Source organism: Haladaptatus paucihalophilus DX253 (assembly GCF_000376445.1).
Taxonomy (GTDB): domain Archaea; phylum Halobacteriota; class Halobacteria; order Halobacteriales; family Haladaptataceae; genus Haladaptatus; species Haladaptatus paucihalophilus.
This window is the reverse complement of record NZ_AQXI01000001.1, coordinates 89226-111294: the sequence shown is the minus strand read 5'-3', so window position 1 is coordinate 111294 and position 22069 is coordinate 89226. Positions and strand designations below refer to the sequence as shown.

General features: G+C 62.0%; 23 protein-coding genes, 1 tRNA gene and 1 pseudogene. 15 read left to right on the top strand and 10 right to left on the bottom strand.

Annotated features, from left to right (window positions below; genetic code table 11):
* Positions 1-11 precede the first annotated feature (11 nt).
* Positions 12-1049, top strand: coding sequence for a ferredoxin--NADP reductase (locus B208_RS0100650; protein WP_026177684.1), 1038 nt, complete (start codon positions 12-14; stop codon positions 1047-1049).
* Positions 1050-1096: 47 nt separating this feature from the next.
* On the opposite strand, the gene B208_RS0100645 is transcribed toward B208_RS0100650, so the two are convergent.
* On the bottom strand, positions 1097-1837 hold the full coding sequence (locus tag B208_RS0100645) for an SDR family oxidoreductase (protein WP_007978417.1): 741 nt from the start codon (positions 1835-1837) through the stop codon (positions 1097-1099).
* Positions 1838-1974: 137 nt separating this feature from the next.
* On the opposite strand from B208_RS0100645, the gene B208_RS0100640 reads away from it, so the two are divergent.
* The 3 genes from B208_RS0100640 (at position 1975) to B208_RS0100630 (ending at position 4570) form a co-directional block, all read left to right on the top strand.
* Positions 1975-3126 carry a metal-dependent hydrolase family protein gene (locus tag B208_RS0100640; RefSeq protein ID WP_007978415.1) on the top strand — a complete coding sequence of 384 codons (1152 nt, stop codon included), beginning with the start codon at positions 1975-1977 and terminating at the stop codon, positions 3124-3126.
* Positions 3127-3176: 50 nt separating this feature from the next.
* Positions 3177-4364, top strand: a complete 1188-nt coding sequence (locus tag B208_RS0100635) for a DUF7343 domain-containing protein (protein WP_007978413.1) — start codon at positions 3177-3179, stop codon at positions 4362-4364.
* Positions 4365-4495: 131 nt separating this feature from the next.
* A tRNA-Glu gene (locus B208_RS0100630) sits at positions 4496-4570 on the top strand.
* 245 nt (positions 4571-4815) lie between these two features.
* On the opposite strand, the gene B208_RS0100625 is transcribed toward B208_RS0100630, so the two are convergent.
* Positions 4816-5049 carry a TRADD-N-associated membrane domain-containing protein gene (locus tag B208_RS0100625; RefSeq protein WP_007978411.1) on the bottom strand — a complete coding sequence of 78 codons (234 nt, stop codon included), beginning with the start codon at positions 5047-5049 and terminating at the stop codon, positions 4816-4818.
* A gap of 166 nt (positions 5050-5215) precedes the next feature.
* Here B208_RS0100625 and B208_RS0100620 point away from each other — a divergent pair, with 166 nt between their 5' ends.
* The 3 genes from B208_RS0100620 to queC are packed head-to-tail and all read left to right on the top strand — an operon-like array spanning position 5216 to position 7252.
* On the top strand, positions 5216-5653 hold the full coding sequence (locus B208_RS0100620; RefSeq protein ID WP_026177683.1) for a 6-pyruvoyl trahydropterin synthase family protein: 438 nt from the start codon (positions 5216-5218) through the stop codon (positions 5651-5653).
* Positions 5654-5655: 2 nt separating this feature from the next.
* On the top strand, positions 5656-6450 hold the full coding sequence (locus tag B208_RS0100615) for a 7-carboxy-7-deazaguanine synthase QueE (protein WP_007978407.1): 795 nt from the start codon (positions 5656-5658) through the stop codon (positions 6448-6450).
* A gap of 31 nt (positions 6451-6481) precedes the next feature.
* Positions 6482-7252, top strand: coding sequence for a 7-cyano-7-deazaguanine synthase QueC (queC, locus tag B208_RS0100610; RefSeq protein WP_007978404.1), 771 nt, complete (start codon positions 6482-6484; stop codon positions 7250-7252).
* 71 nt (positions 7253-7323) lie between these two features.
* Here queC and B208_RS0100605 read toward each other — a convergent pair whose 3' ends face one another.
* The 3 genes from B208_RS0100605 to B208_RS0100595 are packed head-to-tail and all read right to left on the bottom strand — an operon-like array spanning position 7324 to position 9220.
* The gene (locus B208_RS0100605) at positions 7324-8247 is read right to left on the bottom strand and encodes a DMT family transporter (protein WP_007978402.1); all 924 of its coding nucleotides are present in this window, start codon (positions 8245-8247) and stop codon (positions 7324-7326) included.
* Entirely contained in the window at positions 8247-8933 is a 687-nt protein-coding gene (locus B208_RS0100600) for a CPBP family glutamic-type intramembrane protease (RefSeq protein ID WP_007978400.1), read from the bottom strand. The genes B208_RS0100605 and B208_RS0100600 overlap by 1 nt, the downstream gene beginning before the upstream one ends.
* Positions 8930-9220: a DUF5789 family protein gene (locus tag B208_RS0100595; protein ID WP_007978398.1), complete on the bottom strand. Its 291-nt coding sequence runs from the start codon at positions 9218-9220 to the stop codon at positions 8930-8932. The genes B208_RS0100600 and B208_RS0100595 overlap by 4 nt, the downstream gene beginning before the upstream one ends.
* A gap of 595 nt (positions 9221-9815) precedes the next feature.
* Here B208_RS0100595 and B208_RS0100585 point away from each other — a divergent pair.
* A pseudogene (locus B208_RS0100585) lies at positions 9816-10496 on the top strand (IS6 family transposase).
* Positions 10497-11605: 1109 nt separating this feature from the next.
* Positions 11606-12421: a DUF7139 domain-containing protein gene (locus B208_RS22860; protein WP_007978391.1), complete on the top strand. Its 816-nt coding sequence runs from the start codon at positions 11606-11608 to the stop codon at positions 12419-12421.
* Positions 12422-12429: 8 nt separating this feature from the next.
* Here the strand turns inward: B208_RS22860 and B208_RS0100570 are convergent, their stop codons facing one another.
* The 3 genes from B208_RS0100570 to B208_RS0100560 are packed head-to-tail and all read right to left on the bottom strand — an operon-like array spanning position 12430 to position 15037.
* The gene (locus B208_RS0100570) at positions 12430-12864 is read right to left on the bottom strand and encodes a Mut7-C RNAse domain-containing protein (protein WP_007978389.1); all 435 of its coding nucleotides are present in this window, start codon (positions 12862-12864) and stop codon (positions 12430-12432) included.
* Positions 12864-14603, bottom strand: a complete 1740-nt coding sequence (polX, locus tag B208_RS0100565) for a DNA polymerase/3'-5' exonuclease PolX (RefSeq protein WP_007978388.1) — start codon at positions 14601-14603, stop codon at positions 12864-12866. Before polX ends, B208_RS0100570 begins: the two co-directional genes overlap by 1 nt.
* Positions 14600-15037 carry a DUF5788 family protein gene (locus tag B208_RS0100560; protein WP_007978386.1) on the bottom strand — a complete coding sequence of 146 codons (438 nt, stop codon included), beginning with the start codon at positions 15035-15037 and terminating at the stop codon, positions 14600-14602. Before B208_RS0100560 ends, polX begins: the two co-directional genes overlap by 4 nt.
* A gap of 118 nt (positions 15038-15155) precedes the next feature.
* Between B208_RS0100560 and B208_RS0100555 the strand changes: the two genes are divergently transcribed.
* From B208_RS0100555 to B208_RS0100540, 4 genes are all read left to right on the top strand, one after another.
* Positions 15156-15845, top strand: a complete 690-nt coding sequence (locus tag B208_RS0100555) for a class I SAM-dependent methyltransferase (RefSeq protein ID WP_007978384.1) — start codon at positions 15156-15158, stop codon at positions 15843-15845.
* A 90-nt stretch (positions 15846-15935) separates the two neighbouring features.
* Positions 15936-16829 carry a rhomboid family intramembrane serine protease gene (locus tag B208_RS0100550; RefSeq protein ID WP_007978381.1) on the top strand — a complete coding sequence of 298 codons (894 nt, stop codon included), beginning with the start codon at positions 15936-15938 and terminating at the stop codon, positions 16827-16829.
* A 6-nt stretch (positions 16830-16835) separates the two neighbouring features.
* Positions 16836-17687 (top strand): endonuclease V, encoded by an 852-nt coding sequence (locus tag B208_RS0100545; protein ID WP_007978379.1) that lies wholly within the window; start codon positions 16836-16838, stop codon positions 17685-17687.
* Positions 17688-17711: 24 nt separating this feature from the next.
* Entirely contained in the window at positions 17712-18563 is an 852-nt protein-coding gene (locus B208_RS0100540; RefSeq protein ID WP_007978367.1) for an SDR family oxidoreductase, read from the top strand.
* A 39-nt stretch (positions 18564-18602) separates the two neighbouring features.
* Here B208_RS0100540 and B208_RS0100535 read toward each other — a convergent pair whose 3' ends face one another.
* Together B208_RS0100535 and B208_RS0100530 are read right to left on the bottom strand one after the other, a co-directional pair.
* A complete protein-coding gene (locus tag B208_RS0100535) occupies positions 18603-19643 on the bottom strand; it encodes an ArsA family ATPase (protein WP_007978366.1) in 1041 nt (346 codons plus the stop codon).
* A 194-nt stretch (positions 19644-19837) separates the two neighbouring features.
* Complete coding sequence (locus B208_RS0100530) at positions 19838-20944, bottom strand: pyridoxal phosphate-dependent aminotransferase (protein WP_007978365.1); 1107 nt, start codon at positions 20942-20944, stop codon at positions 19838-19840.
* Positions 20945-21043: 99 nt separating this feature from the next.
* On the opposite strand from B208_RS0100530, the gene B208_RS0100525 reads away from it, so the two are divergent.
* Positions 21044-21547, top strand: a complete 504-nt coding sequence (locus B208_RS0100525) for a CinA family protein (RefSeq protein WP_007978364.1) — start codon at positions 21044-21046, stop codon at positions 21545-21547.
* Positions 21548-21588: 41 nt separating this feature from the next.
* A complete protein-coding gene (locus B208_RS0100520; RefSeq protein ID WP_026177680.1) occupies positions 21589-22068 on the top strand; it encodes a metal-dependent hydrolase in 480 nt (159 codons plus the stop codon).
* Position 22069: the final 1 nt, after the last annotated feature.

Below are 22069 nucleotides of genomic sequence, written 5' to 3'. Positions count from 1 at the left end.
ACGGTGCGGCTATGGAGATTCCATCACAGCACTCACAACACAGACGGGCGGAAGAGCTGCCGCTGGTGACGGATTCCGCGAGGGTCGAGCGCGTGGAGCCCCTCGACGAGGACCGTACCGAGCGCGTCGTCGAACGGGCCGCGGAACTCCTCGACGTTCACGGCCGCGAGGAGTGGGCCGAGCGAGTCGCATCCGAGGACGCCGACTGGGACGAACTGAAATCGGCGATAGAGGGCGAAGAGCGCGGCCACGAGAACCTGTTGACGGAACTCACCTCACTAAGAGATCGCTATCAGCGACCGTTCTCGTCGCTGATGAGCGTCGCCATCGACTTCGAGGAGGAGTTCGATTTCGTGCCCGGCCAGTACGCCACGATGCGCTACGAACACACGCCGCGGCCGTACTCCATCGCCAGTTCGCCGAACGCGGACGGCATCGAACTCTGCGTTCGACGGGTGCCACACGGCCGCCTCACGTCGAAGCTGTTCGAAGACCTCTCGGAGGGCGACCGGGTGACGGTTCGGGGACCGAACGGCGATTTCGTCCTCGAAGAACCGTCCGGCCGGGACATGGCCTTCCTCGCCACGGGGACGGGCGTCGCGCCACTCCGGAGTATGATTAAGTACACCTTCGAGGAAGGCCGCGACGAGTACGAGGGCGAACGGCGGGACGTGTGGCTCTTTCTGGGCGCGTCGTGGAAGGACGACTTGGCCTACCGCGAGGAGTTCGAGGAACTGGACGACGAACACGAGAACTTCCACTTCGTCCCGACCTGCTCGCGCGAGGAGTACCTCACCGACTGGGAGGGGGAAACCGATTACGTCCAGCAGACGCTCGTGAAATATCTCGTCGAGAGGGCCGAGGAGAACCTCTCCGACGACCTCGCGGAGTACACCACGGAACCGGCCTACGACATCGACGCGCGAATCGACCCTGACGGCCTCGAAGTGTACGCCTGCGGCGTCAACGCCATGGTGTCGATGCTCGCGGGCGCGGCGCGGGACCTCGGCGTCCCCGAGGACCACGTGCAGTACGAAGGGTACGGGTAGCGAACGGTACGGATAGTCGGACTGCCGAAAATCACGACGAAGCGGCCCTAAAACCCCGAAAACTTGTCCCGACGGTAGACGTCGATTTCGCTGACCGTCGAGTTCTCCTGCCCCGCCGCGAACGCGATAGCGTCGGCTATCTCCTCGGGTTCGGTGACGCTGCCGGGTTCGAATCGGTCCTCGAACGGTTCGCCGTCCTCGGAGCCGAACTCCGTCCGAACTTCGGTCGGATTGACGACCGTGACCGCCACGCCGTCCTCGCCGACGCGACCTTCGAGGCTGTGGGCGAATCCGCGCACCCACCACTTCGTCGCGGCGTAGACGGGGTTGAACGGGCGGGGGTACTGGCCCGCGAAGCTTCCGACGAATATCAGGTTGCCCGCGGAGTCGCGGAGGTGCGGGAGTGCGGCCCGCGTGACGAAGAAGACGCCATCGACGTTCGTGTCCTGCATCGCACGAAACTCCTCGGTCGAGAGGTCCTCGACGGCTTCGCCGCGCGCGAGTCCCGCGTTGTTCACGAGTACGTCGAGGCCGCCGAGCGCGGCCACCGCCTCCTCGACCATCGACTCGACGGCCGACTCGTCGCGCACGTCGACGGGACAAACCGCGGTTTCGACGCCGTACTCCGCTTCCAGCGCGTCCGCGATGTCGGCCAGTTCCGATTCGCGTCTCGCGGCGAGCGCGACGTTCGCACCGTCGCGGGCGAGGGCGTGTGCGGTCGCCCGTCCGATGCCTGAACTCGCACCGGTTATCAACGCGTTTCGCTCCGAGCTGTCGGTTCCGTCCATACACTTTCGTTCAGAGGGAAGCGAGTTGCCTCTTTCGCCCACCGTGCTGACGTTCCGTCGCCTACGCCGCTGACACCCTCACCGTCTCACCCTGCCGCGACCCGGATGGTTATCACGTAGCGCGTCTCACACCGCTCATGCTCGTACTCCGCGGTGCAGATATCGTAGACGCGACCGGTATTCGGGACGCCGACGTCGCGGTCGAAAACGGCGAAATCGTCTCGGTGGGGGACGTTCCCGAGGCCGACGAAGAGATCGACGTGAGCGGGAAGTTCGTCGCGCCGGGGCTCATCGACTCGCACATCCACGCCTCGATGGACGGCCGACCGGACGTGACCACGATGAATCACGACAGCGAGATGACGCTGTCGTATCGCGCGACGGCGAACCTCCGCGACGCGCTCCACGCCGGGGTGACGTCGGTTCGTGACCTCGGCTCACCGACGACGCTCGCGCTCGACGCCGGAAAAGCGATCGAATCGGGGCTCATCGACGGACCGCGAGTCGTCGCCTGCGGCCAGAACGTCGTGATGACTGGCGGCCACGGCCACTGGTTCGGGCGCGAAGCGGACGGCGAAGCGGAAGTCAAAAAGGCCGTCCGAGAACAGCTCAAGCGCGGCGCGGGAGTTATCAAGTGCATGGCGACCGGCGGCGTCCTCACCGAGGGTGCGGTCACCGGCTCGCCCGAACTCGACGAAGCAGAGTTGAACACGCTCGTCGAAACCGCCGCCGCGAAACACGTACCGACGGCGGCTCACGCCCACGGGACGGAAGGCATCAAGAACGCCGTCAGGGCAGGTATTTCGAGCATCGAACACGGGACGTTCATGGACCGCGAAGCGGCCGAAATGATGGCAGACCGAGGGACCTACTGGGTGCCGACTGCGAAGGCGCTCCACGGAATCGTCGAGCAGGGGACGGACGCCGGAATCCCTCCCTACGCGGTCGAGAAGGCGGAGGAAGCGGGCGACGCCTTCGAAGACGCGTTCCGTCACGCGCTCGATGCGGACGTGACGATAGCGATGGGAACCGACGCCGGAACGCCGTTCAACTTCCACCGCGACATCCCGGAAGAACTCGAACTGATGGTCGAGTACGGTCTCTCGCCGGACGGCGCGCTCGAGGCGGCGACGGTCAACGCGGCCGACCTCCTCGGGCTATCGGATGTCGGACTGGTCGAGGAGGGATACCGTGCCGACCTCGTGGTTCTTGATACTAATCCTCGCGCCGACGAAACGGCGTGGCAGAACCCCGTAACGGTTATGTCTAATGGTAACATGGTTCGTTGACGACCGCACGTCACAAGGTCTTTTATATCCGGGCATGGACGATAAGGTACATGAGACGGCTCCTGGCTGTCGGCCTCATCACGGTGCTGCTCATCGCGTCGTTTCCCACGTTCGGGACGGCCCAGAGCAACGCCCCGACTCCGCAGAAGATCACTACCTCCCAGGAGTTCGATGACGTCGAATTTCACATTCTCGTCCACAGTGACAGCACTGCGATATGGACATTCCGCTACGAAAAAACGTTAGAAACGCAACAGGAACGCAAGCAGTTCGAGGAGTTCGCACAGAACTTCAACACCTCCGACACGGAACTGTATAAGAATTTCAGGGAGAACGCGGTCGAACTGACCTCGACGGCGAACAACCGAACGAAACGGAAGATGACCGCTGGTAACTTCTCCAAGCGGGCCTTCATCAACCAAGCGGGACTGACCGGAGACACGACCCGCGGCGTCGTCGAGATGTCGTTCCGATGGTCGGGATTCGCTTACGGCAGCGGAAACACGACCGTCTTCGGTGACGTATTTCAAGGAGGACTCTACCTCGGGGATAATCAGAAACTCGTCGTCTATCCCGCGGACGGTATGTCCTTCAAATCCGCACAACCGGCGAAGGGACGAAGCATAGCGGGCGATACGCTGGCGGAAAGCGATTCCGTCTCGTGGACCGGTCCCCGTGAGTTCAACGACCAGCGTCCGATGGTGAAGTTCTCCTCGCCACCCCAGTCGAGTTCGTCCACGAGCACGACATCGACCACGGGCGGCGCGAACGTGCCACCGGGGAGCGGCGGCGAAAGATCCGGCTCGAACTCGCCGATGATGTTCTTCATCGCGGCGCTCGTCGTCCTCATCGGCTTGGCCGCGGTGTTCGCGTGGCGACAGGGAAGCCTCGGCTCGCTGTCCTCCGGTCGTAGTACCCCGAGCGGTGGAGGCGGAGGCGGGGGCGCCGGTGGGTCCGCCGCAACCGAATCGACCACCGGCTCTGCCGAACCGGCGGTCAGCGACGAGGAACTGCTCACCGACGAGGCACGGGTGAAAAAGCTGCTCCGCGAAAACGGCGGTCGGATGAAGCAGGTTAACATCGTGGACGAAACCGGCTGGTCGAAATCCAAAGTCAGCATGCTGCTCTCCGAGATGGAGGAGGACGGCGAGATAAGCAAACTCCGCGTCGGCCGCGAGAACATCATCAGCCTCGACGGTCACGAACCCGACGCCGCCGGGTCGCCGCTCGACAGATAAGGGTCGTTTTTTCGGATAATCACTCCGTCGAGAGCCGCGCCTGTTCGCGTTTCTGAATGTGTGACCGACAGCCACGGCGCTCTCTAAACGCAACTGTTAAACAGTCCGTGCGATTACGAATGAGTACACGCGCTCCGTTGGTGTAGTCCGGCCAATCATCTTGCCCTCTCACGGCAAGGACCAGGGTTCGAATCCCTGACGGAGCATTTTCCGAGTGAAACGAGGAAAAGCGGACGCTCGGGGATTCGAGCAGGCGAGTCGCACGCCCGGACCGTCTCGGCGAGTTCGATATCCCTGACGGAGCATTTTCAGGAAGTAAACGTCCGAGCGACAGCGAGGCGTTTGCGAACTCGAAATGCGAAAGGTTTGAATCCCAAGAGATGAGGTTACACTTCCCTTCGTTTTCGAGTCAGAACACGATTCGTGGAATCTCGACTGCAGTGCGATAGTGTCAGGCGTCCTCGTTGGCCCGCTTGCTCTGTTTGGCGATGAATTTCGAGACGACGGTAATGTCGAGGATGCCAGCGGCGATGGCAAGCAGTGCAATGAGGGGGTCATCTATCAGCACGAACAGTACGATTCCGACGAAAATCACCATAACCCCGCTTCCCATTATCAGATACCGAAGTTTGGTGTGATCTTCGAGGTCGGCAAAATTTTGCAGGTTTTCGACAGTACTTCCCATACTACACGAGTGTAATACTAACGACACATATTCATTACGATTGAAATCCCCGAAAGAGACGGGACCACGATTCTGGAGAAGGAAATCGAAGGTTCCCACACACCCATCTCACCTCACGACCGATTGAGAGTGATGCGTTTAAGTATTCTCTCGATAATCTCCGAATATGCCTACATCTTTACTCGAATCATCTCACGAACGAACGCTTCACATCGGGCGCGACCGCCCGATTCGCATCAGCGCGGGTCATCGATTGTTGCACCACGACGGGAAATGCAGCCGACCGCACGGCCACAACTACGAAATCGAGGTGACCGTCACCGGTGAACTCACCGAAGAGGGGTGGGTCGTGGACAAGGGAGATATTACTGCGATACTCTCCGAGTGGGACCACATGTTCCTGCTGGAGAAGGGCGACCCGCTCGTGGACGCCTTCGAGGAGAGCGGCGACGGGTCGGCGGTCGTCCTCTTCGAGGACCCGCCAACGGCGGAGGTGATGAGCCTCGAACTCGAACGCCGGTTCCGCGAGGAACTGCCGGAGAACGTCTCCGAGGTGGCGGTCGAGGTGAGCGAGACGGCTGAACTCTGTGGTGCCCCCGTCTGATTATGCCGGTGAACGCGACCGAACCGAGTGACGGGAAACGCGCCGACGTCGAGCACGAGGGGGCGGACTCGGACGAACCGTCGTTGCCCATCAACGAGTTGTTCTACTCCCTGCAGGGGGAGGGGACGCTCGCGGGCGTTCCGAGCGTGTTCGTGCGGACGAGCGGCTGTAACCTCCGCTGTTGGTTCTGCGATTCGTATCACACCTCGTGGGAACCGACGCACGCCCGGATGACGGTGGACGAAATCGTCGCGGAGGTCGAATCCTACGACGCGAACCACATCGTCCTCACGGGCGGCGAACCGCTGGTACACGAGGAGTCCGTCACCCTGCTCGACCGCCTTTCGGAGCGGGGCTATCACACGACGGTCGAGACGAACGGGACGATATTCCGCGACGCGCCCATCGACTTGGCGAGCGTCAGCCCGAAACTGGCCTCCTCGACGCCGACGCCCGAAACCGACCCGAAAGGCGACGGCGAGTGGGAGGACCGGCACGAGGAGCGGCGAATCGACGTGGAGACGCTCGCGGCGCTGGTGGACGCCTACGACACCCAGATGAAGTTCGTCGTCACCGACGACGGCGACCTCGAAGAAATCGAGGAACTGGTTTCGGACGTTCGCGCGACCGCCGACGAACCGCTCTCCGATACCGACGTGCTCCTGATGCCGGAAGGAGCGACCCGCGAGCAACTCGACGAAACCCGCGAGCGAGTCGCACAACTGGCGATGGAGTACGGCTATCGCTACACGCCGCGACTGCACGTTGACCTGTGGAACGACGCACCGGGTACTTGAACGACGACAAGACAGACGTAGCAACGATACCATGATACGAAACGACACAAGCGACGAGACGAGCGAAAACGAGACGACTGCCAGCGAGACGACCGCCAACGAGACGACTGATACCGGCCGACCCGAAAAGCGCGCGGTCATCCTCGCTTCCGGCGGGATGGACAGCGCCACGGCCGCCTACGAAGCACGCGAACGGGGCTACGAACCGTTCTTCCTGCACACGTCCTACGGCCAGCGAACCGAGAGCAAGGAGTTCGACTGTGCGAAACGACAGGCCGACGAACTCAACGCCGGATTCCTCCACGTCGAGACGAGTCACCTCGCCAAAATAGGCGGGTCGAGTCTCACCGACGACGAGATGACCGTGGAGGACGCCGACTTGGAGAGCGACGAGGTGCCCGACACCTACGTCCCGTTCCGGAACGCGAACCTGCTTTCGATGGCCGTCTCCTGTGCGGAAGCGAACGATTGTGACGCCGTGTTCATCGGCGCACACAGCGAGGATTTTTCGGGGTATCCGGACTGCCGCCCGCAGTTCTTCGAGGCGTTTCAGGCCGTCGTCGACACCGGAACGAAGGACGACACGTCCATCGAACTCGTTGCGCCGTTCGTCGAGTTCAGCAAGACCGATATCGCGGAACGCGGGGTCGAACTCGACGTGCCGTACGAACTGACGTGGAGTTGCTACCGCGCGGAAGAACCCGCCTGTGGCACCTGTGATTCCTGTGCGCTCCGCCTGCAAGCCTTCCAGAACGTCGGCGAGCACGACCCCATCGAGTACGAAGAGCGGCCAAGCTACTGACTACTGACTACTGACGGTTCGCGGCCGAAGTACCGACCGTCACGGCCGAATTACTGGTTTTCCCGTCCGGACTACTGGCTTTCCCGTCCGGTCGAGGCGACGTAGATGCCGCCGAGGACGACGGCGCCGCCGACCATCGTTGCGACGCCCGGTACCTGTCCGAGGATAACCAACGCGAGCACCGTGCTACCGACGGGTTCGCCGAGGAGCGTGACGCTCACGACGCTCGATTCGACGTATTTCAGCGCCCAGTTGATGACGGTGTGACCGAAGATGCCGGGACCGACGGCCATACCCAAAAACAGCACCCACTCCGTCGGTCGGTACGCGGCGAGGGAAACCTGCGCACCGCTCGTCAGCGCGGCACCGAACAGTACGACCGTGGAGACGCCGTACACCACGGTCACGTAGGGAATCAGGGACACCCGTTGGCGGAGCGAGCGCCCGGCGAGGACGTAGCCCGCCGCCGCAATCGCCCCGATGACCGCGAGCGCATTGCCGTAGAGCGGGCGCTGTCCCGCGACCGTCGCGGGAGAGAGGAAGTCGCCGAACGACATCGCCACCATCCCGAGCAGGGCGACGAGGATGCCGACCATCGTTTTTCGAGTGACGCGCTCGTCCAACAGCGCCCACGCGCCGAATGCCACGAAGAGCGGTTGTGACTGAACGAGCGTCACGGACGCGGCGACCGTGGTCCAGTCCAAACTCTCGAACCACGCGATGAAGTGTCCGGCGAGGGCACACCCGGTGACGACCGCGATGAGCAAATCCCGACGCGAGAACGTCCGGAGGTCGTCCCGATAGCGCGTGACCGCGAACGGCGCGAGCAACAGCGTCGTGAACAGCGACCGGTACAGCGCCTTGACGATGCTCGGCGCGTTGCTGAGTTCGATGAGGATGGCGCTCGTGCTCACCGCGACGATGGCGACGGCGAGCGCCGTCATCGGAGACACTTCATCTTCCATCCGCTCGACCATTCCGACCATGCCGGACATCACAGATGCACCGGAAGCCACGACAGCCAGTTCAACACGGTATCCTGTGGGATGAGCGGTTCGTGGAGCACCAACCAGTCGAGGAGCATCAGGCCGATACCGTGGGCGACGACGGACGGCAACACCGAATCGCAGTTGTAATCCACCGCGCCGAACAGCACGTCCGTCGGTCCCGAGAGGATGACCTCGACCGGCGGCTTACCCAAGTGGTGAAACGCGTAGATTATCGGACTCACGAAGACGCTCTTGAAACCGATCTTCCGAACGCCGACGCAGAGAAAGCCGCGATAGTACGTTTCGGCGGCGAGAACGACGATGAACTGCTTCACCGCGTGCGGGAGAAAGCTCCCGAGCGCGGCGTTCGTCTCCCACATCGGGTAGTAGGTCCGAATCGTCGGGAGCGACGACCCGACGACGTATATCGGAACGACGAACGCCAAGAGAACGAGCGTGTTGCGAATCGCTTTTCGGTTCACCCGATAGCCGATGCGGCGACCGTGCGTCACCGCGAGCGCGCCGGGAATGGCGATATACAGCGTCACGTCGCGGAAAACGCGGAGGTTCAGACTCCCGCCGGTGCTCGGCCAGTACGACCACGCGACCGCGATGAGCGCCCCGACGAGGAGCGACAACCGTACCCACGTCAGGCCGAACGTCCGGTCCCCGACGGTCCGGGAGAAGTTCACGAATCGTCGGCGGTGGGAATCGGTCCGGTTCCGATGGCGTCCTCGACGGCGTTGGTGAACTCCTGTTCGCTCTGGAAGTACGTTTCGTCGACCGCTTCCAGCACGTCGGCGAGTTCCTGCGGGCCGTCCGGGGTCCGAATCGTCTCGCCTCCCTCCTTTCGTTCGACTTCGCTCTTCTGGACGGGCCAGAACAACCGCGAGGTGACTCGTGCGAGCGGTGCGCCATCGACGGGCTCGCGCTCGCCGAGTTCGACAGCGGGCCCTTCGTCTTCGGTATCGTCAGCCATACTGGGCCGTTTGACAGGGTGGGGATTAGGTTTTTCGAACCACCTTTTGCTGTGGTCGGGAGCCGAATCCGGCGCGATTCGCGCCGGATTCGACCTTCCTCCCTTGCAAAAGCTGGACCAAAAGCACCGAAAGACGTTCCTGCTCGCTTCGCTCCGCGGGCATGCGACTTTCGAGCCTTCGTTCGCTGCGCTCACGAAGACACTCCTCCTTCATTTCGACGAACGACTCGCACCGCGAGTCGTTCGTCTCCATTCTGTCGTCGGCCCGGAAAATCGGAGATTTTCCGGTGGCTTACAGTCGCACCGCGATTGTGACGGCTCGAAAGACCGCCGGTCTTTCGGTGAGCGACAGATTTTGGCGGTTGTGTCACTGGCAGATTTCGGCGGTTGTGTCACCGGCGGACTGCTGTTGTTTGTGAAAATTTCGTATCTGGTGGTTGTGTCACCGGCCTATCGCTCCCTTCGGTCGCTGTCGTGATGTCCGAAGACTGCCGCATTCGAGGGTATCCCGTCTGACATTTTATCGGGAATATTTCCCATTCGAATCCACGGCACTGTCTAGATAAGGACGAACAGGTCGAAGAGTTAGTGATTGATGCTACTCTCAAACCTGCTCAGAGAGTGTTTAGACACGGCTACGCTTGAATGTTGGGAGCCTGAGCGGACGGCAACGCCCGTCAGGGCGTTCGCTGTCCGGCTCCACGCGACCGGTTGTTCGCTCAGGGAAACAAAATCGATTCTTGCGCTTCTCGGCGTGAATCGGTCGCATCAAGCGATTTTTCAATGGGTTCATCGAGTATCTGACAGTGTCTCCGACCCGCCGTCGGCAGCGCCGACGCGGGTCGCGGTGGACGAAACCGCTGTCAAAATCAACGGCGAATGGTCTTGGGTGTACGATGCAATAGACACCGAAACAAAACTGCTGCTCGATGTCAAAGTGTTTGATCGGCATGGCACTGATTCGGCGGCTGCGTTTCTCGGTCAACTAGCTGAGAAACACGATCTTTCGGACGCCGTGTTTCTCGTTGATGGCTATGGATATCGGACTGCCTTCTTCCGAATTGGGTTGAGCGGTCAACTCGACTACACAGAGCGAAACCTGATCGAAAGGTGGTTTCACACGCTTAAATAGCGGATCGGCCGCTTCCATACGTCATGGGTTGGCAGTCGGCCGAGCGTTCAGCGATGGCTTGAACAGTTTGTGCATTATTATAACCGTCAGAGACCGCATCAATCGCTTGAAAACCGAACACCTGTCGAGGAGGAGCTTAACTAGACAGTGCCTTTGTACTGACTGTGTATGATATGATTGTATGCATTGACATCTCGGATCGAAATCTTCGAAATAAAGTACTGTACAATAGAGGAACCAAGGAATTGTTCCTTACTCAGCCTAATAATTATTCTATCGAATGAAGTCAGATGGAGAATGATATGATTTCATCTCATACCCCAAACCTAAGATTTTTATAGACGATGGCAAATTTTGTGTATAATTATAAAACCACTGCTGGTTGACAATATCATTCTATAATCTCTGGCAAATGTAGAAACACAATATCTGTATTGATGGCTAATTATATCTTTCTTACCACTTGGATTATAGTCGTGAAAAATATTGCAACAATAAATGTGTAGACTAATATCATTGAAAATTGTGCGATATCTCCCCACTCCACTGTATTTACAACGGATCCTGAAAGAATATCTAGTGGCATCAATGTAATCTCAAGCAATGCATCAAGGATCTTGGAAATGGGGTTTTCTGGGATACCGAGAAGTATTCGAGCGTAATACTGGAAGATCAAGAACCATATGAAGCCCATGATTACTGGGACTAACCGTTTGGGTTGGAGTAGACTACGACCTGATGGGGTTGATTTGGAAATTACACTCATGCACTAGCTATTCAATCTTAATGACGTTAGTACTTCCGTTTCTTCCAGTCAATTTATCATATGATATTATATATTTATCGTCCAATTTTAGCTTTTATACTACTGATCAATCTGAGATTGTCTATTTAAGAACCAAGGGCACTGTCTAGTTAAGGGAAACCGAGTGACCACGGTACGGTTGTTGAGATTCAATGCACCGACCAGTAGTGAGATACTCTAGAGAATAAGATCGGTTGCGCTATGAAAATCTAGAATTCGACAGCATTCACAAGAATGTTGTACCGATGGTTATAATCGATTTGTTAGCTGCGTTCGGTAGAGGACGTGAGCTACTGCTTTACAGCAGAATCGCTTAACTAGACAGTGCCAAATCCACCATTATTTCCGTCTGCGTACACGACTTTTCCCCGTTCTCGTGGTCGATATCAAACGATAGTGATAGTTGTCTGACGCAGTAGTTTAGTACCCACACTACAATGGCAGACACATGACAAGCCTCGGGGAAACGTACGAAGGGCACGGCGGCGTGAAAAAACGCCCCCGACGCCTCTATCTCGGCGTCGGCCTGTTTCTCGTCGGGTCGTTGCTCGTCGTCGTGGGTATCCTCGCGGCGACGACGAACAGTTTCGCGGCGATGGGTCTCGACAACTACGGATCGTACAGACTCGCGGGCATCACCGCCGGGTTGGGCGTCCCCGCCGTCTTCGTCGGCGTGTTCGTCGTTCTCCCCGCCACGAGCGACCGCGTGCGGGCGGCGGCGGCCATCGGGTCCAGCATCACGATTCTCGGCGTCGCCATGTTCTGGTACGCCTACCCGCAACACTGGCGCGGACACGGCGAACACCTCACCCTGCCCGTCGTCGCGGTGTACTTCACCGGCCTCATCACGACGTTCTGGTGTCTGTTCTCCGCCGTCGTGAACTTCAAGACGCGCAACGACCCCGGCGGAACCGTCACGATGGAGGTCACGCGCAAGGGCGAGACGAAAATCGTCGAAGTCGAGAAACCCAGCGGTCTCGGCGGCATCGGCGTCTTCGGCGACGACCCGGTCGGTACCGAAGCCGTCAGCGATGGCGGCGCGGCGAGCGACGACATCTCCTCCCCCGTGGACACGGCAGGTCAAGGGACGAGCGGGACCGCCGCGACCGAATCGACCCCGGCGAACCCAACGGACGCCTACTGCGGCAACTGCGCCCACTTCGATTACGTCCGCACCGACTCCGGCATGACGCCCTACTGCGGCCTGCACGACCGGCGGATGACCGACATGGACGCGTGCGAGCGGTGGGAATCGAATCGGTAGAAAAGCCCCTACAACTCCGAAAGCGTCCGCTCGACCGACTCCCAGTGGCTCCCTTTCCAGAACCGCTTTCCACAGTCTCGACACCGCCAGACGGGTTTGCCGTCCGGCGCGTGGTCTGGCGCGGGTCCGTCGTCCCGAACCAGTTTTCCGTTACAGGAAGAACACCGCGCGGGTTCGGACAGCGAGAGGTTCACCCCGTCGTTCCGGAGTTCGCGGAGTTGGTCGCGGACGTCGAGCGATTCGATGAGGAAGGCGTCGTCGGCGCGCTCGGCCAGTTGCACGTCCCGCGTCACGAGCGTCCTGTCCTCCGTTCCGGCCAGTTCGAGAATCGCGTCGTCCGCCTCGACGCCCCTATCCAGCGCGTACGCCGCATCGTACCCGCACATGCGGAGGTACGTCGAGAGCGACCCAAGCATCACGTCGAGAAAGAAGCGGCGACCCATCAGTGAAGGAACCCGCGGACGCCCGCCGCGTCGCGGGCGTTGAGCACGTCCGCGGCCTCGGCCCACCCCCGTCGTGCGGTGTGAACGCCGTACCTGACGTTCCGGTATTCCGCGGGGCTGTGGGCGTCGGTGTCGATGGCGATGGTGGCACCTTCCTCCACCGCCACCTGTACCGCCGCACCCCAGAGGTCGAGTCGGTGGGGGTTGCTGTTGATCTCCAGCGCGACGCCGTTGTCCGCGGCGGCGCGCGCCACCGCTCGGACGTCGAAATCGTGACCGGGACGGCGGTTGATGAGCCGACCGCTCGGGTGGCCCAGAATATCGACGCTCGGATGCTCTATCGCTCGAATCAGGCGGTCGGTTCCGTCGCCGTCGAGACCGCTGTGCGGCGAGGCGACCACGATGTCCAAGTCGGCGAGCACGTCGTCGCCGACGCTGATCCCCCCGTCCGGGTCGATGTTCGCCTCGACGCCCGTGAACACGTCGATGGCGGCATCCTCGGCGACCGCTCGAACCTCGTCTATCTGTGCTTCGAGTTCCTCGTCGTCCAAGCCGACGCCGCCGACCATTCCCGAACCCGTCGCGTGGTCGGAGATGGCGATGTAGTCGTGACCGAAGTCGGCGGCCCCTTCGACCATCTCCGCGATAGTGTCGTTCCCGTCCGACCAGTTCGTGTGCAGGTGCAGGTCGCCGCGCACGTCACCTTCTTCGATGAGGTCGGGCAGGTCCCCGGCGAGGGCGGCGTCGATTTCGCCGTTGTCCTCGCGCATTTCGGGCGGAATCAGGGGCAAACCGAGGGCGTCGTACATGCTGGCTTCCGTCTCGCCCGCGACGCGCTCGCCGACGCGCTGGCCAGCGTCGGGGTTTTCGACATCACTCACATCGAACACGCCGTACTCGTTCACCTTGTAGCCCTGCTCTATCGCGTAGTTTCTGAGGGTGATGTTGTGATTCTTGCTTCCCGTGAAGTACTGGAGGGCGCTGCCGAACTCCTCGGGAACGACGACCCGGAGGTCGATTCGCATGTCGGAGACGCGGACGGCGGCCTTGTCCGTCCCCGCCTCGATAACCTCCGTCGCCCGCCCCCAGTCGGTGAAGGCGTCGATGACCGCCTCCTTCTCCTCGCTCTCGGCGAGGACGTCGATGTCGCCGATGGTCTCGCGCCAGCGGCGGAGCGACCCGGCGAGTTCGTGTCGCCCGACGGTCGGTATCTCGTCGAAGAAGGCGAGCACCTGCTCGCCGACCGGACGGGCGTCGCCGAGCAGTTCCCGTCCGCGAACCGTCCGCGCGAACTCGATGCCGTCGAGGATGTTCTGCTCCGATTTGGGACCGTAGCCCTTTATCTCCTGAATCTTCCCCTTGCGGGCGGCGTCCTCCAAATCGTCCAGCGTCTGCACGCCGAGTTCGTGATAGAGGTCGCCGACCGTCTTCGGGCCGACGCCCTCGACGCGCGTCAGTTCCGCCATCTCGACCGGGAGGTTCGCGCGTTCCTCTTCGAGTTCCTCGATTTCGCCCGTCTCGAAGTACTCGATGACCTTGCTCGCGATGGAGTCGCCGACCTGCGGGATTTGCCCGACTGCATCGGGACCCTCGGCCGCCAACTCCTCGATGTCCTCGGGGTAGTCGCGGATGTTGTCCGCGGCGCGGCGATAGGCCTGTGGCTTGTACTGCACGTCCTGTGCTTCGACCAAATCGGCGTACTCCTCGAACAGCGCCGCGACTTCGGCGTTTCGAGTCATAGTCGAGACCGTTTTCCGGCGCTCTCCTTCCCGAGCGCTTTCTGGAGGAACGACACCCACCGCTTCTGGTCGGCCGCCTCCTTCGCCTTCTCTTCGGCTTCGAGGTTCGTCGCCCCGAGGCTTTCGAGCGCGTTCAGCGCTCGGTCGATGCCGATGATGCTCTCGACCAGTCGCTCGCCTTCCTCGAAGCTGATGTCCGCCTCTTCGAGTCGTTCCTTGCGCTGGAGCCGTTCTCGGCGGAGGTTCGTCTTCGCCTGCTCCACGCGCTCCCGTTCTCCCGGGGGAACCGTGTCCAGCCGCTTGATTTCGAAGACGAACTCCCGGAGGTCGATGTCCTGTCCCTGGACCGAAATCGTCTCGGGAATCGATGCGCCGACGGTCGCGCCCTCCCGCTCGACCCGTTCCAGCAATCCTTTGCGTTCGTACCCCTTCACACCCCATACTCGTCGTCGTGAGGGCAAAAACCTCATGCCCTATGCGTTTCGGTCATAATTCTCCCCCGCTCGAATGAGGCCAGAAAAAGCATTACTTCGCCCGTGGGGAACTGGTGCCATGAAAAAGCCCGGCGAAGTGTTCGCGGATTCGAGCCTCTACGACCCCGGTATCGAGGCCATCGTCCCGCGGTACGACGAACTTCACGACGCGATTTTGAACTCGCCGCCGCAGGACCGAACCGAGGAGATACGCGTCCTCGAACTCGGTGCGGGGACGGGCGAACTCACGGCGAAACTGCTGACCCGCTTTCCGGAGAGCACGGTCCTTGCGGTGGACCACAGCGAGGGAATGCTCGCCGAGGCCGAGCGAAAACTGGAGACGTTCGGGGACCGCGCCGACATCGTGCAGGGAACCTTCCCGGACGACTATCCGACGGCGAGCGACGAGTTCGACCTCGTAATCACCTCGCTCGCGGTCCACCACCTCCCGTCGGCGGAAAAACGGACCCTCTTCGACTCGCTCGCCGACGCCCTCGTTCCCGGCGGATGGTTCGTCAACGGCGACGTGATTCGATTCGACGCGTCGCACCTCGAAACGGTCTCGTCGGCGATGATAGCGAACTGGGTTCGCTCGAAGGGCTGGGAGGAAGAGGAGTTCATGAACCGCTGGCAGGCCAGCGACGAGTTCGACGACCCGGACGCGCTGACGGACCAACTGCTGTGGCTTCGAGAGGCCGGATTCGAGTCGGTGACGTCGGTCTGGCAGTACTACAACTTCGCCGTCTACGGCGCGCGGAAACCGGCCTGACCGTCACCCGTTCGGCCGCCGCGTTCTCCCCTAATTCTCGCATCCTCTTCACCCAAACCCATTTGGCCTATCGGTTCAAACCATGGACTAATGGCGCAATGCGACGTGTGTGGGCAGGACGAGAACATGCCGTACCAGTGTCGAATGTGCGGCGGGACGTTCTGCGCCGAACACCGACTGCCGGAAAACCACTCCTGTCCGGGGTTGAATCAGTGGAACGACCCGAAGGGAGTGTTCGACAGCGGCTTCGACGATAGCGCGAACAAGCAGGGCGGTGGTCGGTTCAGCGTGGACACGAGTCCCGGCGGACCGCTGAGCTACTTCCGCGGGAACATGACGTTCGTGTTCCTCACGCTGATGGTGGGGACGTTCATCGCCGAGGTGTTCGTCATCAACGTCATGGGCGACGCCCAGTTGTTCTCCGAACTGTTCGTCCTCCAATCGACACACATCGGACGGGTTTGGACGTGGGTCACGTCCATCTTCGCCCACAACCCGACCGGCTTCACGCACATCCTCTTCAACGGCATCGCGCTGTACTTCTTCGGCCCCGTGTTGGAACGGCGCATCGGGAGCAAGAAGTTCACGGCGCTGTTCCTCGGCAGCGGCATCCTCGCCGGGTTGGCGCAGGTCGGCATCGTCGCGATGATGGGCAGCACCTCCGCCGTTCTCGGCGCGAGCGGCGCTATCATGGCGGTCATGGGCGTCCTCACGGTGCTGAACCCGAACATGAAGATTCTCATCTACTTCATCATCCCGATGCCCCTCTGGCTCGCGACGGCCCTCTTCGCCGTCTACTCCGGATTCGCCAGCGTCATCGGCGGTGCGGGTGCGGGCGGCGTCGCCCAACTGGCCCACCTCACCGGACTGGGAATCGGTCTGCTCTACGGCGCGAAACTGAAGAGGGAAGGAAAGCGCGGCCCCTCCGAGTTGGACATCGGTGGACGGCGGGGCGGCGGCATGGGCGGACGTAGGCGATTCTGATTTCCGATGCGCCTCGCACATCCCGAATTCGCGCCGGACGCTTCGCTGTCGCGCGAAGAGATGGAAGAACTCCAGCACGAGGTGGCCGACGCGGCGATTTTCGAGGACGCGTTCGAGTTCGACCCCGAGAGCGTCCGCGCCGAACCGACGGACGACGCGCAGACTCACCTCCCGACGGGCGAGGATGAGAACGAGGGCGAGGACGACGATTCGGATGTCGCCGTGCCCACCGAGTCCCCCGAATCCCCCGTCGTCGTCGGCGTGGACCAAGCGTTCGTCGGCGACCTTGCGGTGAGCGCTGTCGTCGCGTCGCGGGACGGCGAAGTCGTCGAGCGCGCCCATGCCGCCGTCGAGACGGAGATTCCGTACATCCCCGGCCTGCTGTCGTTCCGGGAGGGAACGGCGATTTTACGCGCCTTCGAGGAACTGACCGTGGAACCGGACCTCGCAATCGTGGACGGGAGCGGACGGATTCACTTCCGGGAGGCCGGAATCGCCACCCACATCGGCGTGATGCTCGACCTGCCCGCCATCGGCGTCGCCAAGAACCTGCTCTGCGGCGACCTCCGCGACCCGCCGGAGGGACACATGGCCGAAGGCGAGCGCGTTCCCGTGGTGTCGAACTCGCGGGTCAGCGCGCCCGACGGGACGGTCATCGGCTACGCGCTGCAGTCGCGCCAGTACCCGAATCCCGATAAGCGCCACGTCAACCCGCTGTACGTCAGTTCAGGCCATCGCGTGAGCGCCGAAACGGCCGCGGAACTGGTCTGGCAACTCTGTGCAGGCTACAAACTTCCCGAACCGACGCGGCGGGCGGACGCGTACGCCGATGAAGTAACGGAAACCGTTGATACTTAGCCACCCCCGTCCGAAGGAAACCCCATGGATGAGACTGTGCTGATAACCGGCTGTTCGTCGGGCATCGGACGGGAAACCGCCCTGTCGTTCCTCGCGGACGGCTGGGAGGTGTACGCGACCGCCCGGAACCCCGCCGACATTCAGACGCTCGGGGAGAAGGGCTGTCACATTTCGACGCTCGACGTCACCGAAGCCGACGACGTAGAGCGCGTCATCGACGAAATCATCGACGAGCACGGTCATCTCGACTGTCTCGTCAACAACGCGGGGTACGCCCAACCCGGCCCGGTCGAGGACGTGCCGATAGAACAGGTCCACGCGCAGTTCGACGTGAACGTCTACGGACCGCTTCGACTGGCGCGGGCCGCGCTGTCCCACATGCGGGAGCGCGGGAAGGGGACTATCATCAACGTCTCCAGCGCGGTCGGCCGCGTGGCCGTCCCCGGCATGGGAATCTACAGCGGATCGAAGTTCGCGCTGGAAGGCATCTCGGACTCCCTCCGTGGCGAAGTCGACGAGTACGACGTCGACGTCGTGCTCGTCGAACCCGGTCCGGTCGATACCGAGTTTTACGACCGGGCGAGTGACGAAATCGAAGGCGTCGAGCGCTCCGGCGGCTACGACCGCTTCTACGAGATGTACGGCGACCGGCAGGCCGTCGACGGCGGCATGCCCGGCGCGGTTCACCCGAAAGAGGTCGCGGACACCATCCTCGACGCGGCGAACGTCCAACATCCGGACGCCCGGTATCCGGTCGGGACGGTGGCCCAGCTCACCGACTACGCGCGCATCCTCCCCGCGTCGTGGCTCGACAAGCTGTACGGGACGGTTTCCGAGCTTTCGACAAGCGACTGGGTGAAGAAGTTCTTCGACTGATTCCGAATCCGATTCAAAACCGCTTCCCGACGGAACGCGTCAGTCCAAACAGGCCGCGACGACGCGCAACATCTCCTCGCCGCGAACTTCGTCGGCGAACAGCGGCACTCGTTTGATGGTATGGCCGCGGAACACGTCCTGTGCCTCTCGGAGCGCACCCTGCTGGACCTCCCACCGCTGCTGACAGAACTCACATTCCTCCAGGTTCGGCGTCGCAAACCGACTCGAATCGACCGAATCGGTCACGTCGGCGAGGTTCTCCATCACGCGGTTGACGATGACCGTCCCGACGGGAATGCCGAACTCGTCGAGTTGCGCGAGCAGGCGCTTCGATTCGAACACGCTCATCTCCTCGGGAATCATGACGACGCGGAAGTCCGTCTTCGACGGGTCACGGAGCGTCCGCCGGAGGTCTTGAATCCGCTCTTTGAACGCGTCCAAGTCGTCCATTCCCTCCTCCGGGTCGTCGGCACCGCCGCCGAACATCCCCTTCACGCCGTCCATCATGCCCTGAAACCGTTGTCGAAGGCTCATCATCCGACCGACCATCGTGTCCATCAGTTCGGGGAGTTCGAGCAACCGGAGGGTGTGACCCGTCGGCGCGGTGTCCACCACGACTCTCTCGAATCGCTCGTCGTCCAGAAACTCCAGCAGTTTCTGCATCGCCGCCGCCTCGTCCGCGCCGGGCATCGCCCCGCCCAGCAGCGAGGCCATCGGGCCGTCGTCCTCGTCGCCGAGCATCCCGCCGAGGGGGTTCTCGCCGCCGAGCATTCCGGCCTGTTCTTCCAGCGCGGCGTCCGGGTCGATTTCGGCGGCGTACAGCGGAATCTCCTCCCGAATGCGCGTCGCCTCCGACGGAATGTCGTACTCGAACGTGTCCGACAGCGAATGGGCCGGGTCGGTCGAGACGACCAAGGTTCGGGTTCCGTCGCGCGCGCTCGCCAGCGCGGTCGCGGCGGCCATCGTCGTCTTCCCCACGCCGCCTTTCCCGCCGTAGAGAACGTACTCGGGTGCGTCGATACCCGTTGGAACGACATCCTCCTCGATTCGTTCGACGGGTTCGACGTCGATTTCAGCCATACCGGGAGCTATCGGGTGAGGGTTTACGTACCTTCTGTTGTCCGCGTACCGGGGTCGAGCGTTCTCGCTTCGCTCACGAGAATTTAAATACCAACCCGAAACCAACCCCGATGGACGGTTTCGGGTCGCGGAGTTCCGACCGATTCGCGACCCACAGTCTGCCTAACCCACCACGGGTGCGCCAATCGGGCGAGTCAACGGTCGCTGAAGTAGTCCGCGAGTCGTTCGGCCGCCTCCTCGGCGCGGGGGGTGACGAGCGCGAAGCGAACCCAGTCGTCGCGTGAGGAGCCGAAGGCTTCGCCGGGCATGCCAGCCACGCCCGCCTCGTCGATGAGTTTCTCGACGTTCGAGAGCGTGCCGGGGAAGTCGGGGAAGCGAGCCATGACGTAGAAGGCACCGTCCGGCGTGGTGTAGTCCGCGCCCGCCGCGTCGAGCGCGTCGGTGAACGTCTCGATGCGCGATTCGAGGAGCCTGCGGTTTTCCTCGTAGTACTCCCGCGTCGTCTCGCGGAGCGCGTGGAGCACCGCGTACTGCGACGGCCTGCTTCCGGCAACGTTCGTCAGCATGTGGCGCGTCTTCGCCACGTCCACGAGGTCCGGCGGGAAAATAGCGTAGCCGACTCGGAAGCCGGTGATGGCCAACGACTTGGAAAACGAGTTCGTGACGACGCGGTGGTCCGAATCGAACGTCAACGCGCTGGTGAACTTCCCGGAGAAGTCGAAGTGGTCGTACACCTCGTCGCTCACGAGGAGCGCGTCGTACTCCTCGGCGATTTCCACGAGTTCGCGCATCGACTCCTCGTCGTACACCGCGCCGGTCGGGTTGTTCGGCGAGTTGACGACGATTCCGGCGGTGTCCTCGCTCGCCGCCTCTCGAACGTCGTCTGGGTCGAGCGTGCCGTCCTCGGCGGTGGCGACGAAGCGCTGTTTCGCATCCAGCATCGTCGTCTTGCCGGGGTAGTACGGATACACCGGGTCGGTGAGAATGAACTCGTCGCCCGCTTCGCGCTCCATCGCCCGCGCCATCGCCAGATAGTTAGCCTCGCCGCCACCAGCGGTCACGACCACCTGAGAAACATCGACGTCGCGCCGCGCGGCGATTTCCTCGCGGAGTTCGACCAGTCCTTCGCTCGGCGGGTACTGGAAATCCTCCCCGCCGAGGTCGGCGTACTCGTGAAGCCCCTCGGCGATGCCGGGCGGCGACCCCCAGTCGGGGTTCCCGCTCACCATATCGATGACGTCGCGGTCGGCGTCCGTCGCGTATGACATCACGTGAAAGAACAGCGGCGTGTCGTAGTCCATACCGCACGATTGCAGCACTGCCAAGTCTTTCTTTCGCCCACGACCACGTCCACCGGTCCGACCCGCACTTTCTTTCTCGCCCGCCCCGTCCACTCCCGCATGAGCACGAACGACGACGCCATCGAGAAGCGGGTCGGAGACGCGCTCCGCGAGTCGGACGCGACGGTCGCAACCGCCGAGTCCTGTACCGGCGGCCTCATCGGGTCGCTGTTGACGGACGTACCGGGGTCGAGCGACTACTTCGACCGGGGACTCGTCACCTACTCGTACGACGCGAAGATGGAACACGTCGGCGTCACGCGTGAGGCGCTGGACGAACACGGAGCCGTGAGCGAACCCGTCGCCCGGCAGATGGCTCGCGGCGTGCGCGACGCCGCGGGAACGACGTGGAGCGTCGCCACGACCGGCATCGCGGGACCGGCTGGGGGAACGGAGGACAAACCCGTTGGAACCGTCTTCATCGGGGTCGCTCACGCCGGTGAGTGGGGAAGCGGCGAGAGCTATTCGTCGGTCGCGCGCCACGAGTTCGACGGGTCGAGACAGGAGATAAAGGCAAAAATAGCGCGACAGGCCCTCTCCGACCTCTTCGTCGAACTGGAGTGAAAGGGAAAACCTTGATAGTGCGGGGTGGGACCTGCAACCGAATGAATCGAAAGGAACACGTCATGAACGCGGCACTTCTCGGTATCGGACTCGGATACGTCCTTCATCCGGCGGGGGACACGACCACGTTCTACACCATCGTCGAGGTCGGCGTTCCGGTCATCCTCGGCGCGCTCTTTCCCGACGTGGATACCGCGTTCGGCAAACACCGGAAGACGCTCCACAATCTCCCGGTGCTCGCGCTGTTCTACGTCTTCCCGATGGTGTTCGGGAATTTGCAGTTCGTCTGGATCGGCATCCTCACCCACTACGCTCTCGACATGCTCGGAAGCAAGCGCGGCCTCGCGCTGTTCTATCCGTACGAGAAGGAGTTCGGCGCGCCGTTCGGCGTTTCGGTGAGCAGCAACTACGCGACGATGGTTACGCTGGCGGTGACGGCCTTCGAATTGGTCGTCGCGGCGCTCTTCGTCAATCGGCAGTTCCTCGTCCACGCCGGACTCACGGCAGTCGGGATTCAGTAGG

Excerpts from the sequence above, each read along its gene's own strand:
- B208_RS0100545 (WP_007978379.1), top strand. The coding sequence starts at position 16,836 with ATGCGCCTCGCACATCCCGAATTCGCGCCGGACGCTTCGCTGTCGCGC.
- B208_RS0100555 (WP_007978384.1), top strand. The coding sequence starts at position 15,156 with ATGAAAAAGCCCGGCGAAGTGTTCGCGGATTCGAGCCTCTACGACCCC.
- B208_RS0100605 (WP_007978402.1), bottom strand. The coding sequence starts at position 8,247 with ATGTCCGGCATGGTCGGAATGGTCGAGCGGATGGAAGATGAAGTGTCT.
- queC (WP_007978404.1), top strand. The coding sequence starts at position 6,482 with ATGATACGAAACGACACAAGCGACGAGACGAGCGAAAACGAGACGACT.
- B208_RS0100635 (WP_007978413.1), top strand. The coding sequence starts at position 3,177 with ATGAGACGGCTCCTGGCTGTCGGCCTCATCACGGTGCTGCTCATCGCG.
- B208_RS0100570 (WP_007978389.1), bottom strand. The coding sequence starts at position 12,864 with ATGGGTCGCCGCTTCTTTCTCGACGTGATGCTTGGGTCGCTCTCGACG.
- B208_RS0100640 (WP_007978415.1), top strand. The coding sequence starts at position 1,975 with ATGCTCGTACTCCGCGGTGCAGATATCGTAGACGCGACCGGTATTCGG.
- B208_RS0100650 (WP_026177684.1), top strand. The coding sequence starts at position 12 with ATGGAGATTCCATCACAGCACTCACAACACAGACGGGCGGAAGAGCTG.
- B208_RS0100595 (WP_007978398.1), bottom strand. The coding sequence starts at position 9,220 with ATGGCTGACGATACCGAAGACGAAGGGCCCGCTGTCGAACTCGGCGAG.
- B208_RS0100615 (WP_007978407.1), top strand. The coding sequence starts at position 5,656 with ATGCCGGTGAACGCGACCGAACCGAGTGACGGGAAACGCGCCGACGTC.
- B208_RS0100520 (WP_026177680.1), top strand. The coding sequence starts at position 21,589 with ATGAATCGAAAGGAACACGTCATGAACGCGGCACTTCTCGGTATCGGA.
- B208_RS0100540 (WP_007978367.1), top strand. The coding sequence starts at position 17,712 with ATGGATGAGACTGTGCTGATAACCGGCTGTTCGTCGGGCATCGGACGG.
- B208_RS0100645 (WP_007978417.1), bottom strand. The coding sequence starts at position 1,837 with ATGGACGGAACCGACAGCTCGGAGCGAAACGCGTTGATAACCGGTGCG.
- B208_RS0100530 (WP_007978365.1), bottom strand. The coding sequence starts at position 20,944 with ATGGACTACGACACGCCGCTGTTCTTTCACGTGATGTCATACGCGACG.
- polX (WP_007978388.1), bottom strand. The coding sequence starts at position 14,603 with ATGACTCGAAACGCCGAAGTCGCGGCGCTGTTCGAGGAGTACGCCGAT.
- B208_RS22860 (WP_007978391.1), top strand. The coding sequence starts at position 11,606 with ATGACAAGCCTCGGGGAAACGTACGAAGGGCACGGCGGCGTGAAAAAA.
- B208_RS0100525 (WP_007978364.1), top strand. The coding sequence starts at position 21,044 with ATGAGCACGAACGACGACGCCATCGAGAAGCGGGTCGGAGACGCGCTC.
- B208_RS0100625 (WP_007978411.1), bottom strand. The coding sequence starts at position 5,049 with ATGGGAAGTACTGTCGAAAACCTGCAAAATTTTGCCGACCTCGAAGAT.
- B208_RS0100550 (WP_007978381.1), top strand. The coding sequence starts at position 15,936 with ATGGCGCAATGCGACGTGTGTGGGCAGGACGAGAACATGCCGTACCAG.
- B208_RS0100535 (WP_007978366.1), bottom strand. The coding sequence starts at position 19,643 with ATGGCTGAAATCGACGTCGAACCCGTCGAACGAATCGAGGAGGATGTC.
- B208_RS0100620 (WP_026177683.1), top strand. The coding sequence starts at position 5,216 with ATGCCTACATCTTTACTCGAATCATCTCACGAACGAACGCTTCACATC.